The organism is Kribbella sp. NPDC003557 (assembly GCF_040610805.1).
Lineage (GTDB): Bacteria > Actinomycetota > Actinomycetes > Propionibacteriales > Kribbellaceae > Kribbella.
The window spans coordinates 73904-87573 of sequence record NZ_JBEXMY010000008.1; the positions used below are offsets into that span (position 1 = coordinate 73904).

14 protein-coding genes are annotated in these 13670 nt (G+C 70.3%); 7 read left to right on the top strand and 7 right to left on the bottom strand.

The features are described 5' to 3' along the window. Positions 1 to 13 precede the first annotated feature (13 nt). Genes ABZW60_RS31910 through ABZW60_RS31920 form a run of 3 tightly spaced genes read left to right on the top strand, consistent with a single transcriptional unit; the run spans position 14 to position 1650 of the window. Positions 14 to 775, top strand: a complete 762-nt coding sequence (locus ABZW60_RS31910; protein ID WP_355483160.1) for a phytanoyl-CoA dioxygenase family protein — start codon at positions 14 to 16, stop codon at positions 773 to 775. Between the two features lie 54 nt (positions 776 to 829). Continuing rightward, positions 830 to 1036, top strand: coding sequence for a type II toxin-antitoxin system HicA family toxin (locus ABZW60_RS31915; protein WP_355483162.1), 207 nt, complete (start codon positions 830 to 832; stop codon positions 1034 to 1036). 11 nt (positions 1037 to 1047) lie between these two features. Then, on the top strand, positions 1048 to 1650 hold the full coding sequence (locus tag ABZW60_RS31920) for a hypothetical protein (RefSeq protein ID WP_355483164.1): 603 nt from the start codon (positions 1048 to 1050) through the stop codon (positions 1648 to 1650). 41 nt (positions 1651 to 1691) lie between these two features. Here the strand turns inward: ABZW60_RS31920 and ABZW60_RS31925 are convergent, their stop codons facing one another. From ABZW60_RS31925 to mce, 5 genes are all read right to left on the bottom strand, one after another. Continuing rightward, positions 1692 to 3518: an AI-2E family transporter gene (locus tag ABZW60_RS31925; protein WP_355483165.1), complete on the bottom strand. Its 1827-nt coding sequence runs from the start codon at positions 3516 to 3518 to the stop codon at positions 1692 to 1694. After that, positions 3515 to 5512, bottom strand: coding sequence for a transposase (locus ABZW60_RS31930; RefSeq protein WP_355483167.1), 1998 nt, complete (start codon positions 5510 to 5512; stop codon positions 3515 to 3517). The genes ABZW60_RS31925 and ABZW60_RS31930 overlap by 4 nt, the downstream gene beginning before the upstream one ends. An 82-nt stretch (positions 5513 to 5594) precedes the next feature. Continuing rightward, a complete protein-coding gene (gene ccrA / locus ABZW60_RS31935; protein ID WP_355483169.1) occupies positions 5595 to 6926 on the bottom strand; it encodes a crotonyl-CoA carboxylase/reductase in 1332 nt (443 codons plus the stop codon). A 148-nt stretch (positions 6927 to 7074) separates the two neighbouring features. Then, positions 7075 to 7974 carry a sensor histidine kinase gene (locus ABZW60_RS31940; RefSeq protein WP_355483171.1) on the bottom strand — a complete coding sequence of 300 codons (900 nt, stop codon included), beginning with the start codon at positions 7972 to 7974 and terminating at the stop codon, positions 7075 to 7077. 52 nt (positions 7975 to 8026) lie between these two features. Continuing rightward, a complete protein-coding gene (mce, locus tag ABZW60_RS31945) occupies positions 8027 to 8458 on the bottom strand; it encodes a methylmalonyl-CoA epimerase (protein ID WP_355483173.1) in 432 nt (143 codons plus the stop codon). Between the two features lie 125 nt (positions 8459 to 8583). On the opposite strand from mce, the gene ABZW60_RS31950 reads away from it, so the two are divergent. The 4 genes from ABZW60_RS31950 (at position 8584) to ABZW60_RS31965 (ending at position 12048) form a co-directional block, all read left to right on the top strand. Next, positions 8584 to 9786, top strand: a complete 1203-nt coding sequence (locus ABZW60_RS31950; RefSeq protein WP_355483175.1) for an acetyl-CoA C-acetyltransferase — start codon at positions 8584 to 8586, stop codon at positions 9784 to 9786. 40 nt (positions 9787 to 9826) lie between these two features. After that, entirely contained in the window at positions 9827 to 10783 is a 957-nt protein-coding gene (gene meaB / locus ABZW60_RS31955) for a methylmalonyl Co-A mutase-associated GTPase MeaB (protein ID WP_355483176.1), read from the top strand. Between the two features lie 297 nt (positions 10784 to 11080). Continuing rightward, positions 11081 to 11239, top strand: a complete 159-nt coding sequence (locus tag ABZW60_RS31960; RefSeq protein ID WP_355483178.1) for a hypothetical protein — start codon at positions 11081 to 11083, stop codon at positions 11237 to 11239. Positions 11240 to 11328: 89 nt separating this feature from the next. Continuing rightward, positions 11329 to 12048 carry a PH domain-containing protein gene (locus tag ABZW60_RS31965; RefSeq protein WP_355483180.1) on the top strand — a complete coding sequence of 240 codons (720 nt, stop codon included), beginning with the start codon at positions 11329 to 11331 and terminating at the stop codon, positions 12046 to 12048. Between the two features lie 19 nt (positions 12049 to 12067). Here ABZW60_RS31965 and ABZW60_RS31970 read toward each other — a convergent pair whose 3' ends face one another. Both ABZW60_RS31970 and ABZW60_RS31975 read right to left on the bottom strand, forming a co-directional pair. Then, entirely contained in the window at positions 12068 to 13315 is a 1248-nt protein-coding gene (locus ABZW60_RS31970) for a DUF6596 domain-containing protein (protein ID WP_355483182.1), read from the bottom strand. Then, complete coding sequence (locus tag ABZW60_RS31975) at positions 13312 to 13659, bottom strand: YciI family protein (RefSeq protein ID WP_355483184.1); 348 nt, start codon at positions 13657 to 13659, stop codon at positions 13312 to 13314. Before ABZW60_RS31975 ends, ABZW60_RS31970 begins: the two co-directional genes overlap by 4 nt. Positions 13660 to 13670: the final 11 nt, after the last annotated feature.

A 13670-nucleotide genomic window follows, 5' to 3' on the forward strand; every position in this document is an offset into this window, starting at 1 on the left:
AGGAGTGCTTGGGATGGATATGACGACCGCGCTGCGCGAGCTCGGCGTGACCGACGACGTACTCACGCAGGACGAGAGGGACCAACTGGACCGCGACGGGTACCTGCCGCTGGAGGGGATCCTGACGGGCGCCGAGGTCGCCGCGATCAACGAAAGGCTGGCCGAACTGACCGCCGCCGAGGGCGACCGGGCCGGCCTGGAGGTGCATCAGGAGAAGGGCACGGACCGGCTGGCGGACCTGGTGAACAAGGACCCGAGGTTCGCGGTGTGTTTCAGCCACCCGCGGGTGCTGGCGGCGATGCGGCACGTACTGGGCGAGTTCCGGCTGTCGTCACTGAACAGCCGCGCGGCGCTGCCCGGCGAAGGCCACCAGGCCCTGCACGCCGACTCCGGCCACCCGGTCGAGCCCGGCGCGTACGAGGTCTGCAACTCGATCTGGCTCCTCGACGACTTCACCCCCGAGAACGGCGCCACCCGCGTCGTCCCCGGCTCCCACCGCCGCGGCACCATGCCCGCCGACGAGATGCCCGACCCCGCCGCCCCCCACCCCGACCAGATCCAACTCACCGGCCGAGCCGGCACCGTCGTCATCTTCAACAGCCACCTGTGGCACGGCGGCACCAAGAACCACACCGACAAACCCCGCCGAGCCATGCACTCGTACTTCGCCCTCCGCCACCTACCCCAGCAACTCGACCAGCAGGCGTACCTCCGCGTAAACACCTACAACCACCTGACCCCCGCCCAGCACTACATCCTCGACGTCACCGCCTGATCGATCCGTCTACCCGATTGGCCTTGAAAGTGTCTAGCCAGCTAGCCTAAAATCATGGTCAGCGAGCAGCCGACACGGAAGGTCGTGAAGGCGTTCAGGGACGCCGGCTGGCGGCGGGTCAGGACGGAGGGTTCGCACAGCTTGTACGAATGTTCCTGCGGTCAGCACACGTTCGTGCTGCCGGACGGCCACCGGATGATCTCTCCGGGGATCGTCCGGAAGGTCGACAAGGCACTCGCCGAGTGTGAGGAGGAGCGGTGAAGACCTACGAGGTGACGGTCAGCCGGGAAGACCGTTGGTGGATGGTTGCTGTCCCGGAGCTCGGGGGAGTGACCCAGGCGCGGCGGCTCGACGAGGTCGAGCAGATGGCACGGGAGTTCATCGCGGTGTCCACTGACGTACCGCTGTCGAAGGTCGCGATCGAAGTGGCCGGCATCGACGCGGACGGGCAGAACCTGCTCGAGGCGAAAACGCTGGTCGACGCCCTCCGCCGCCGGGCGAAGGACCTCGAAGCCTTGGTCGCCGAGCTCACGCGCGAGGTGGCGTCCGCGCTGACCGACGCAAGCGTTCCCGTCCGCGATGTGAGCAGCATCCTCGGCGTCTCCCACCAACGCGTCTCTCAGTTGGTGCAGACAGCCGCAAACAAAGAATCCGGCCGGAAGGCGATGCGGCAAGCGCGGCAGGAGTTCACCCACGACCTCGTCATCAGACTCGACGACGGACGATCCCTACAACTGATCGAAATCACCGAACCGAAGCGCAGCCGGACCGCCAAGGCTCGGACAGCTCCACCCGCGGCTGATCGCCCCGCTCGCGCGAGTGCCACACCACGCTCTTCCCGAAGGCAGAAGGCTGCCGGCAGGCAAACCGTGTGACCTTCCTTCGGGTGGCGCGAGCGTCACCCGAAGGAAGCTGCTCAGGAGGCGTCGGCTTTGCGGACCCAGACTTCTCGGATGATGAGGAGGATGGCGGCGGCGGAGGGGATGGCGAGGAGGGCGCCGACGACGCCGAGGAGGGCGCCGCCGAGGAGGGCGGCGATAACGGTGACGGCGCCGGGGATGTCGACGGCGCGGCGCATGATGCGCGGGGCGACGACGTAGTTCTCGACCTGCTGGTAGATGATGCCGTAGATCAGGCAGCCGAGCCCGGTCCACAGGCCGCCGGTGAAGCCGATCAGGGAGACCACGACGACGCCGATCAGTCCGCCGACCATCGGGATGAAGTCGCAGAACATCACCACGATCGCCAGCGCCACGGCGTACTCCCGCAGGCCGATGATCTCCAGGAAGATGAACATACAGACGCCCGCGCACAGCGCCACCATGAACTGGCCGCTGACGTAGCCGCCGACCCGGCCGAGGACCTCGTCGCCGAGGATCGAGACGCGGGTCCGGCGGGTGCGGGGGACCAGGCTGTACGCCGCGCGCTTCACCGACGGGAGCGACGCGAGGAAGTACAGCGTCAGCACCAGGATCGTGAACGTGTTGAACAGCGCGCCCGCGACCACCTTGCCGACGCCGAGGATGCCGCCGAACGCGCGCTGGGCCAGCGCCGGGTCCTGGATGTAGTCCTGCGCCTTCTGGATGAAGTGGTACTTGCTGTCGAGCTCGTTGAGGGTCTTCGACTTGGTCAGCAGGTCGAGCCACTCTGGGGCGTTCTTGATCAGGCTGTTGATCTGGTCGGTGACGACCGGGACGATCGCGAACCCGACGCCGGCGACCGCGAGGATCATCAGCAGGAACACCACGCCGACGGACAGGCCGCGCCGCAGGCCGCGGCGCATGAACCACTCGACCAGCGGGTTCAGGCCGACGGCGATGAACATCGAGACCAGCAGCAGGATCAGGACCGAGCGGGCCTGGCCGGCCGCGTTCCACAGACCCCAGGCGACGAGAACGCCGAGCGCGGCGAAGAAGCCGAAGGTGAACGGGTTGCCCCGGCGCAGCGGCGGACCCGGCGTTCCCATACCGACCGAGGGGTGCCGCTCCTCGATCAGCAGCTCGTCGACGATGTCCCCGTCCGCCGCATGCGCGGCAGCCGCAGCTTCGTCGGCCGAGACGTCAGCCTTGTCCGCGGACGTATCGGCCTTGTCGGCGGAAGTGTCCGCCTTGTCGGCAGCAGCGTCCGCTTCGTCCGCGGAAGCATCCGCTTTGTCTGCGGAAGCGTCCGCTTTGTCTGCGGAGGTGTCGGCCTTGTCAGCGGCAGCGTCCGCTTGGTGAGCGGAAACGTCGGCCTCGTCCGCGGAAGCGTCCGCCTTGTCCGCGGAGGTGTCGGCCTTGCCCGCGGAAGCGTCCGCCTTGTCCGCGGAGGTGTCGGCCATGTCCGCGGAGGTGTCGGCCATGTCGGCGGAAGCGTCCGCCTTGTCTGCGGAGGCATCGGCCTGGTCCGCTGAAGTGTCGGCTTTGTCCGCGGCGGCGTCGGCCTGAACCGCCAGAGTGTCCGCCTTGGCTGCGGAAATGTCCGCCTCGTCGGCCGAGGTGTCCGCTGCCCGTGCCGAATCGGCCGCCTCGTCGGACGACGTGTCGGCTGCGCGTGCGGCGTCGGTCGCCTCGTCCGAGGAGGAGTCGGCGGCGTCGGCCGCGGCTTCGGCTTCGGTGGCTGAGGTGGCGGCCTGGGCGGCTGCTTGTTCGCTCTTGCCGGCGGCGGCTTCGGCCTTGGCGGCCGCGGACTTCGCTTCGCGAGTTGCCTCGGCGAGATCCGCTTCCGGGGTCGCTGTGGAGGTGTCGTCGCCGGGAGGCGTCACATCTTGTCCTTCGGGGATCGCGCGCTCGAGGTGGTCGTGTCGTCGGACGCACTCCCGGACTTCGCCGGGGCGGACGGCCGCGTCTGCGCCCGAGTCTCCTCGCTCGCGAGGTCACCCAGCCGGAACTCGTCCACCATCGTCGAGTCCTTCGGCTCCTCGGTGTCGTCCGCGGCGGAGTCGGCCGGGCCGCCGGCGGACCGGCTGGTCTTGTCGGCGAGGCCGTCGGCGTCCTTCGGGTCGACGCGCAGATCGGTGTCGATCCGGGTCTCGTCGACGCGCGCGTCCCCGGCCCCGGAGCCGACGAACGGGCTGGCGCCGGTGAACGGCCCCGCTTCGTCCTCCTCGTCGTACGACTCACTCGCGCCGGACGCGGCCGGAGTCGCCCCCTGGAACGGGTTGTCGGCCGCCGTCGTCGCCGGGTACGGGTTGTCGTCCTCGGCAGCAGAATCAGCCGGGGACTCGGCGGGGAACGCCGTCCCCTCGGCGGACCCAGCCTCGGACGTGGCGCCAGCCGCGTCCGACGAAGCCTCGGGCGAGAACGCCGAGCCAGCCGAGCCCGACGAAGCCTCGGGCGAGAACGCCGAGCCAGCCGAGCCCGACGAAGCCTCGGGCGAGAACCCGGTGGCCGGGCTCGACGAAGCCTGAGGCGAGAACGCGCCGGCCGGGCTTGACGAGGCCTCGGGCGAGAACGCGCTGGCCGGGCCTGACGTTGCCTCGGGCGAGAACGCGCCGGCCGACGGGCCTGACGTTGCCTCGGGGGAGAACGTGGACGGGCCCTCGGCGGAGAACGGGCTCGCGGCCGCTCCGTCGGCAGCGAACGGGCTGCCCGCGCCGGAGCCGGGCGTGCCGAACGGGTTGCCGCCGCGCCCCGACGGACCGTCGGTGAGACCGGACGACGACTCGGTGCCCCGGGCAAACGGGTTCACGTACGGCGCCGCGGCGGTCTCGGAGTCGAGCTCGGCGGCCTGCCGGGCGATATTGCTGGCGATCTCGTTCAGGCCGGCGATCTGGGTGAGGATGCCGTCGCGGCGCTTGGCCAGCCGCTCGGTCTCGCGGGCGACGACGGTCCGGGACCGCTCCGCCTCGTCGGCGGCGTTCGCGAGCTCGGCCTCGGCGCGGGTCCGCGCGGTGGTCAGCAGCTGCTCGGCCTCGCGGCGGGCGCGCGACAGCGTCCGCTCGGCCGACTCCTCGGCCTCGGTGCGGATCTTGCGGGCCTGCTCGGTCGCCTCGGCCACCCGGCGCTCGGACGCCTCGGCGGCCTCCTTCATCTGGGTGGTCAGGCTGTCGGTGTCGGCCGCGATCTGCTGGTGCTTGTCGGCCAGCTCCTTGGCCTGCTGCTCCCGCTCGTCCGCCAGCCGCGCCCGCAGCGCCGCCGACTCGCGCTGGATCGCGGTCCGGATCTTCTCGGCCTCGTGCAGCGCGCCGTTCTTCAGCGTGCTGGACTGCGACTCGGCCGTCAGCTGCAGCTGCTCCGCCTTCCGCTGGGCCGCCTGCAGCACCTCGGCCGCCTCGGTCTCCGCCGTACGCCGCAGCTCGGCCGCGTCACCCTCGGCCGTACGCCGCATGCTGTCCGCCTCGTTCAGCGCGACGGTGCGGATGTCCTCGGCCTCGCGGTCGCCGGTCGCCCGCGCGGCGGCCGCCTCCTTGGCCGCGTTCGCGCGCAGCTCCTCGGCCTCGCGCTTGGCCTCCTCGAGCGCCTCGGACGCCTGGTCCTGGGCGAGCCGGAGGATCTGCGCGGCCCGGTCGCCGAGCCCGGCGTACGACGGGTTGGCGCTGGCCTCGAGCTGACGCCGGGTCTCCTCGAGCTGCTGCTGCATCGGCGCGACGCTCTGCTGCAGGCTGTCCGCGCGGTTGCGGGCCTCGACGAGCTGCATCTCCAGCGCGCGGACATAGTCGTCCACGGCCTGCTTGTCGTACCCACGACGGCTGACCGGGAAGCCCCCGGCCGCGGTCGCCGTGCGATCGAAGAACGGCAGGCTCGACTCGTCAGGCATTTCCCGAGGTTTCCCTTCTGGCGGCTCACAGTGAATCCCCCACCATAAGCCTGTCAGAACCCGCCTCAAACGCCCAAACGAACTACCTGTTACGGAAGCGATTAATTCCGTCGAGGTGTTTCTCGCGCAGCGCGGTGTCGCGGACGCCGAGGCCTTCGGTGGGGGCCAGGGTGAGGACGCCGACCTTGCCCTGGTGCAGGTTGCGGTGCACGTCGTAGGCCGCCTGGGCGGTGTCCTCGAGCGGATAGACCTTGCTGACCGTCGGGTGCACCATGCCCTTGGCGATCAGCCGGTTCGCCTCCCAGGCCTCGCGGTAGTTGGCGAAGTGAGAGCCGATGATCCGTTTCAGGTTCATCCACAGGTACCGGTTGTCGTACTCGTGCATGAACCCCGACGTCGACGCGCAGGTGACGATCGTCCCGCCGCGGCGCGCGACGTACACCGAGGCGCCGAACGTCTCCCGGCCCGGGTGCTCGAACACGATGTCCGGGTCGTCGCCGCCGGTCAGCTCGCGGATCCGGGCGCCGAGCCGCTTCCATTCCTTCGGGTCCTGGGTCGACTCGTCCTTCCAGAACCGGTACCCCTCGGCCGACCGGTCGATGATCAGCTCGGCGCCCATCGCGCGGCAGATCTCGGCCTTCTCCGGCGACGACACCACACAGACCGGGATCGCGCCGCCGTTCAGCGCGAACTGGGTCGCGTACGAGCCCAGGCCGCCGGACGCGCCCCAGATCAGCACCACGTCGCCCTGCTTCATGTTGGCGCCGTTCGCCGACACGAGCTGGCGGTACGCCGTGCTGTTCACGAGCCCGGGCGACGCCGCCTCCTCCCACGTCAGATGCGCCGGCTTCGGCATCAGCTGGTTGGACTTCACCAGCGCCAGCTCCGCCAGGCCGCCGAAGTTCGTCTCGAAACCCCAGATCCGCTGCTCGGAGTCGAGCATCGTGTCGTTGTGCCCGTCCGGCGACTCCAGCTCGACCGACAGGCAGTGCGCGACCACCTCGTCGCCCGGCTTCCAGGCGTTCACGCCCGGCCCGGTCCGCAGGACGACGCCCGCGAGGTCGGAGCCCACCACGTGGTACGGCAGGTCGTGCCGGGCGGTCAGCGGCGACAGCTTCCCGTACCGCTTCAGGAACGAGAACGTCGACACCGGCTCGAAGATCGACGTCCAGACGGTGTTGTAGTTGATCGCGCTCGCCATCACCGCGACCAGCGCCTCGCCCGGGCCGAGCTCGGGGGTCGGGACGTCGTCGAGGTGCAGGCTCTTGCGCGGGTCCTTCTCCTTCGCGTCCAGGCCCTCGAACATCGTCGCCTCGTCGGCGTGCACGGTGATGCCCCGGTAGTGCTCCGGTACGTCGAGCTCGCCGACGGCGGCACTGTCGCCGGAGAGGATCGCATCGAGGATCTGCTTCACGAAAGTACCTCCTGGAACGGCGGTCTGTGTGAGCGGAACTTACCGTCGAGTATGCACGCGTGGCTGTGCGCTGTAACACAGCGGAGCACGGGTGAGACGACCGTCACTTTTCCAGTCCACCGTTGTCAGTGGTCTTATCCGCGTGACGTCACCGCAGACGTGTGTGCAGCCGCACCTGGGTGAAGTCGTCGCCCGACCGCAGCTGGGCCAGGTCGCACAGCTGGTTGGCCAGCCAGACGCCCCGGCCGCCGAGCCCGTCCAGCGGCGGCAGCACCCGCCCGACCAGCAGGTCGTCGATCCGCCCACGGTCGAGTACGTCGCAGATCAGCGTGCCGTCGGCGATCCACACCGCCAGCCGGCCGCGCCCGCCACCGAACCGGATGCTGTTCGTACAGATCTCGTGCAGGGCCAGCGACAGGTCGTCGAGCCGGTCCCGCGAGACACCGTGCGACGCTGCCTGACCACTCAGCCATTGCCGGATCTCCCCGAGCTCGGCCGGCCCGAACTCCCAGCGCTCGGCGCGGTCCGGGATGTCGTCCAGCGCGGTCCGGAACACCTTCTCCGCAAGGGCATCCGCGCCCGCGTGGGTCGCGGTCGGGTCGATCCCGACGGACGCCTCGTACGCGCAGCACAACCGGAACGACCGGTCGCGCGCGAACGCGATCCCGGTCAGCGCCTCGTGCAGCAGCACCTCGTCGTACGCCGCCTGGCCGCGGCCCGGGTACGCCGGCTCGCCGAGTCCGCGGACCGGCCCGGGGTGCTGCTCGAGGAGGTCGCGCCAGAACGGGATCAGCCGCGCGGGGTTGCCCCCGGCAACGGTCATGTCGTGGAAGCCGACCTGGCCGGACACCGGTCCGAGGGCAGCCCGCAGGACGGCGCCCCGCTCCGGCGGCAGCACCGCCACGATGGTTTCCCCCGCCGTCAGACCCTCCCGAACGAACGCGACCGCGCGCTGCACGAACTCCTCGTCCGAAGCATGGACGAAGCCCTCGTGCTCGAACCCGGTCGGCGCACCGTGCAACGAGTCGGTGGCGCTGTCCCTCAGCACCCGAACAGGGTAGTCCGCCACCCCGCCCGAGTCCCGCCCGTTTCGCGTGCCGTTACCCGGCGTGGGTGGGCGATGGCTCCACGAGTTCGACGAGGACGCCGCCGGCGGACTTCGGGTGGACGAAGTTGACGCGGGAGCCGGCGGTGCCGCGCTTCGGTTCGTCGTAGAGCAGGCGGGCGCCCCGGTCGCGGAGGACCTCCGAGACGGCGTCGAGGTCGCTGACGCGGTAGGCGAGCTGCTGGATGCCGGGGCCTCGCTGGTCGAGGAACTTGGCGATCGGCGAGGCGTCCGACAGTGGCGCCAGCAGCTGGATCGAGGAGCCCGAGTCGCCGACCGAGAGCATCGCCTCCCGGACGCCCTGCTCCTCGTTGATCTCCTCGTGCGCCACGGTCATGCCGAACACGTCGGCGTAGTACCGGACGGCCTCGTCGAAGTCGGGCACCGCGATGCCGACGTGGTCGATCGCGTCGAACAGCTGATCCATGTCGCCAGCGTGGCGCACGCCGTCCCTCCAGGCCATCGAAAGTGGCCCAGCCGACACGATCCGTGTGACCCGTCTGACGTGCTCGAGCAGCGGCGTACCAGTGCCGTCGCAGGTATCGTGACGGCATGTCTGACACGCGGAACCACAGCGTCATCGTCGCCGGTGCACGGACCCCGATCGGGCGGTTGCTGGGTGGCCTCAAGGGCTTCACCGGAGCAGAGCTCGGCGGGTTCGCGATCAAGGGCGCACTGGACAAGGCCGGCGTCGCGCCGGACCAGGTCGAGTACGTCGTCATGGGCCAGGTCCTGCAGGCCGGCGGCGGTCAGATCACCGCCCGCCAGGCCGCGGTCAAGGGCGGCATCCCGATGGATGTCCCGGCCATCACGATCAACAAGGTCTGCCTGTCCGGGCTGAACGCGATCGCGCTCGCCGACCAGCTGATCCGCGCCGGTGAGTACGACATCGTCGTGGCCGGCGGCATGGAGTCGATGACCAACGCGCCGCACCTGCTGCCGAAGTCCCGCGAGGGCTTCAAGTACGGCGACGTGCCGCTGGTCGACTCGATGGCCTACGACGGGCTCTGGGACGCGTTCACCGACCAGGCCATGGGCGCGCTCACGGACCAGCAGAACAACACGGTCGAGAAGCTGACCCGCGAGGAGCAGGACGAGTTCAGCGCCCGCTCGCACCAGCGCGCCGCCGAGGCCTGGAAGAACGGCGTCTTCGCCGACGAGGTGATCCCGGTCGAGGTGCCGCAGCGCAAGGGCGACCCGATCGTGGTCGACAGCGACGAAGGTGTCCGCGGCGACACCTCGGTCGAGGCCCTGGCCAGGCTGCGGCCGGCGTTCGGCAAGGACGGCACGATCACGGCCGGCTCGGCGTCGCAGATCTCCGACGGCGGCTGCGCGGTCGTCGTGATGAGCAAGGCGAAGGCCGAGGAGCTCGGGCTCAGCTGGATCGCCGAGATCGGCGCGCACGGCTCGGTCGCCGGACCGGACTCGACGCTGCAGAGCCAGCCGGCCAACGCGATCGTCAAGGCCTGCTCGAAGGAAGGCATCGCGCCGGCCGACCTCGACCTGATCGAGATCAACGAGGCGTTCGCGGCGGTCGGCATCGCGTCCGCGCGCGAGCTGCAGGTCGGCGAGGACAAGGTGAACGTGAACGGCGGCGCGATCGCGCTCGGCCACCCGATCGGGATGTCCGGCGCGCGGCTGGTGCTGCACCTGGCGCTCGAGCTCGGCCGCCGCGGCGGCGGTGTCGGCGCGGCCGCCCTGTGCGGCGGCGGCGGTCAGGGCGACGCGCTGATCGTCCGGGTGCCGAAGAGCTGATGCCGATCCCGAACCCGGCCGGCGCCCGGCGGGTGGGCTGATGCCACGACGTACGGCGCCTGTCGGCGAGTTGGTCGAGCGGGCCCGGGAGGGTGACTCCCGGGCCGTGGCGCGACTGATCTCGCTGGTCGAGGACGAGTCCCCGCTGCTGCGCGACGTGATGGCCGCCCTGGCGCCGTACGCCGGGCATGCGCACATCGTCGGCATCACCGGGTCGCCGGGCGTCGGCAAGTCGACGTCCACGTCGGCGCTGGTGTCGGCGTACCGGGAGACCGGGAAACGGGTCGGCGTGCTCGCGGTCGACCCGTCGTCGCCGTTCTCCGGCGGCGCGCTGCTCGGTGACCGGGTGCGGATGCAGGACCACGCGACCGATCGTGGGGTGTTCATCCGGTCGATGGCGTCCCGCGGGCATCTGGGCGGGCTGTCGTGGTCGACGCCGCAGGCACTGCGGGTGCTGGACGCGGCCGGGTTCGACGTGGTGCTGGTGGAGACCGTCGGCGTCGGGCAGTCCGAGGTCGAGATCGCCGGGATGGCCGACACCACGCTGGTGCTGCTCGCGCCCGGCATGGGCGACGGCATCCAGGCCGCCAAGGCCGGGATCCTCGAGGTCGGCGACATCTACGTGGTGAACAAGGCCGACCGCGACGGGGTCCAGTCGGTCACCCGGGACCTCCGGGCGATGCTGGCGCTGGCCGAGCGGGCCGAGGGCGCCTGGTTGCCGCCGATCCTCAAGACGGTTGCGTCCCGCAACGAGGGTGTCGCCGAGGTGGTCGAGGCGATCGAGGACCGGCTGGAGTGGATGCGCGGGAACGGCGTCCTCACCGACCGCCGGCGCGGTCGCGCCCGGGACGAGATCGAGGCGATCGCGACCACCGCGCTGCGCGCCCGGTTCGCCCACCTGCACGGTGACGCCCGGCTCGACGTGCTCGCGGCGAAGGTCGCGGACGGGGACACCGACCCCTATTCGGCGGCCGACGAGTTGATCGCCGCGTTGTGACGATTGTCTCGCTGTGGAACAATCGACCACGCAGTGTCACTTTGTGTCTTTGCTTTTCGTTCACCAGGAGTTGTGCCGGATTCGGGCAAATACCGCAGAATTCACGCCGTGTACGGTGGTCCGCGTCTCAGGGCGGCGCGCCGATGGCTGCCGTGCCCCCGAATCCGTTACAGAATGGACCTTGTAGCTGGTGAGCATTGTGCGGTGGGCTGTGTTCAGTCAGTGACAATTGGTGACCGTCCGTGATACAAACTCAAACACAGTCGACCGAGTGGGTTAGGAACAAGGAGTGGCGACATGCCGAAGAAGCTGTTGATCTGGTCGCTCATCGCCTTTGCCGGCTTCTATCTGTTCACTCAGCCGGCCAACGCCGCCAACGCGGTAGGAGGCGCGTTCTCGGCCGTTGGTGACGCCTTCACCAGCGTCATCGCGTTCCTGACCGCGCTGTTCAGCTGATCCCTCGTTGCGAGTGTCCCGTTGCGCGCCGTCGTGCGGGACACTTGGATGTACGGGGTCACACAACAGCGTGACAGGGGAGTGAGCGGATGGCCGGAATAGGCCTGTTCCGGATCTTCGACCCGAAGGTCCGGCGCCATCTGATCTCGGACGAGGGCGAAGTCGTCATCGACGAGGTGCGGCAGCACTGGGTGGTGTACTCGGTGCCGATGCTCGAGGTGGTTCTGGCGGCGGCGCTGCTGGTCACGATGGCCACCACCGCGATCGGCGGGCAGCCGGTGCTGCTGGCCATCGTGCTCGTGCTGTGTGCGCATGCCTTCTGGCAGTTCCTCACGCACCATCGGGACCGGTTCGTGGTCACCAACATGCGGGTGATGCGGATCCGTGGCGTCTTCTCGCAGACGGTCGCGACCACCCCGATCGCCCGGGTCCTCGACATCACGCTGCAGAAGCCGATCATCGGCCGGATGCTCGGCTACGGGCACTTCGTCTTCGAGTCGGCCGCGCAGGACCAGGGTTTCCGCGAGATCAAGTGGGTCAGCCGGCCTGACGACCGCGACCTGACCATCCAGCGCGTCATCCAGCGCACCGGCCTGCGGGCCTCGGCGAGTGTCGACGTACTCGAGGGGGACGAGGACTCCGACGACGACGGCACCGGTCCGATCGGAATGGACTCGGCGCAGGAAGTCATCGCGAGCACACCGGCGCCGGCCGCCGCGCAGCCGTCGTCCCGGCCGGCGTCGCCGCCGTCGTCCGGCTCGAAGTCGATCTTCAACAGCGAACGCGGCAACTGGACCGACAACGACTGATCAGCCGTGCACGGGCTGATCAGGTGTTGACGGTCGTTTGCTCCGACTTGGCGCGGAACAAGGCCCGGCGGCGTTCTCTGTGCGCGCGCTCCGGGTGGTCCGGCGGAGCGGTGGCCAGCGCCTGGTCGAGCTCGTCGACGGCTTCCGCGTAGCGCGAGCGGCGGGCGAGGAGCTCGGCCCGGACCGCGTGCCGGCGTGAGCTGGGCGGTATCGCGTCGAGCAGCTCGAGCGCCCGGTCCACCTCGCCCGTCTCGGCGATCGCGACGACCCGGGCGAGCTCGGCGGCAGGGCTCGGCGACACCGCGACCAGCAGGTCGTACAACCGGACGATCTCGCGCCAGTCGGTCGCCGGGTAGCTGGGCACGCGTGCGTGCTCGGCCGCGATCGCGGCCTGCAGCTGATAGGCGTCGGCCTGCCGGGCGGACCGTTCCAGCGAGTCGTTGAGCAGCGTCACGCCGCGGCTGATGAGGTCCTGATCCCACAACGAGCGGTCCTGCAGGTCGAGCGTGACGACATCGCCGGCGTCGTCGAGACGGGCCGGACGGCGCGCCTCCGTGAGGAGCAGGAGCGCTAGAACGGCGGTCGGTGTGGGCTGGTCGGGGAGCAGCGAGTGCAGCAGCTCGGCCAGCCGGATCGCCTCGCCGCAGAGGTCGACGTCGTACGCCGCGTCGCCCTCGGCCGGTGCGTGACCCGCGGTGTACAGGCTGTGGATCACAGCGCAGACCGCGGGCAGCCGCTCGGGCAGCTCGGCCTCGGCCGGTACACGGTACGGGATCCGGGCGGCCGCGATCTTCTGCCGCGCCCGCACGAGCCGCTTCGTGGTCGCGACCTCGGTGGTGAGCAGGACGCCGGCGATCTGGGCGGGGGAGAGGCCGCAGAGGGTGCGGAGCGCGAGGGCCACGCGGGTCGGCGGGGACAGCGACGGGTGGCAGCAGGTGAAGATCAGCCGCAGCAGGTCGTCCTGGACGACGGCCTCGGTGTCGACCTCGCGCTTGGACAGCTCGATCAGGTCCGCGCCGTCGCGCTCCTTGGCGCCGCGCGACTGCTCGCGGCGGATGATGTCGATCGCCTTGCGCCGCGCGGTCACGGTGAGCCAGGCGCGCGGTTCGGGCGGTACGCCGGTGACCGGCCAGGCGCCGAGCGCCGCCACCGCGGCCTCCTGGACGGCATCCTCGGCGAGCTGGACGTTGCCGACGGTCCGGATCAGGGTCGCGAGGATCCGCGTCCCCTCGATCCGGATCGTCTCGGCCAGGGCGTCGTGGTTCATCGGGCCAGGATGACCGGCCTGACCTCCACCGCGCCGCCCCAGGCGGCCGGGATCTCGGCGGCGATCCGCACCGCTTCCTCGAGATCGTCGGCCTCGATCAGGTAGTAGCCGGTCAACGCTTCCTTGGTCTCGGCGTACGGCCCGTCGGTGGTGACCACCGGCCCGCCGCGGGCGCCCTCGACCCGGACGACGGTCGCCGTCGAGGTCGGGTGCAGCACCGCGCTCGCCTTGACCTGCTCGGCGAACTCGGCCCCGAACCTGCGGTACTCGGCCAGCTCCTCGGCCTGCTCGGGCGCCCACCAGTCGACGTCGGCGGTGTAGGTCAGTGCAAGATATTGCGCCATCGGAGTCCTCC

Coding starts and splice junctions, on each gene's coding strand:
- ABZW60_RS31910 (WP_355483160.1), top strand. CDS start 14: ATGGATATGACGACCGCGCTGCGCGAGCTCGGCGTGACCGACGACGTA.
- ABZW60_RS31915 (WP_355483162.1), top strand. CDS start 830: ATGGTCAGCGAGCAGCCGACACGGAAGGTCGTGAAGGCGTTCAGGGAC.
- ABZW60_RS31930 (WP_355483167.1), bottom strand. CDS start 5,512: ATGCCTGACGAGTCGAGCCTGCCGTTCTTCGATCGCACGGCGACCGCG.
- mce (WP_355483173.1), bottom strand. CDS start 8,458: ATGGATCAGCTGTTCGACGCGATCGACCACGTCGGCATCGCGGTGCCC.
- ABZW60_RS31950 (WP_355483175.1), top strand. CDS start 8,584: ATGTCTGACACGCGGAACCACAGCGTCATCGTCGCCGGTGCACGGACC.
- meaB (WP_355483176.1), top strand. CDS start 9,827: ATGCCACGACGTACGGCGCCTGTCGGCGAGTTGGTCGAGCGGGCCCGG.
- ABZW60_RS31960 (WP_355483178.1), top strand. CDS start 11,081: ATGCCGAAGAAGCTGTTGATCTGGTCGCTCATCGCCTTTGCCGGCTTC.
- ABZW60_RS31965 (WP_355483180.1), top strand. CDS start 11,329: ATGGCCGGAATAGGCCTGTTCCGGATCTTCGACCCGAAGGTCCGGCGC.
- ABZW60_RS31970 (WP_355483182.1), bottom strand. CDS start 13,315: ATGAACCACGACGCCCTGGCCGAGACGATCCGGATCGAGGGGACGCGG.
- ABZW60_RS31975 (WP_355483184.1), bottom strand. CDS start 13,659: ATGGCGCAATATCTTGCACTGACCTACACCGCCGACGTCGACTGGTGG.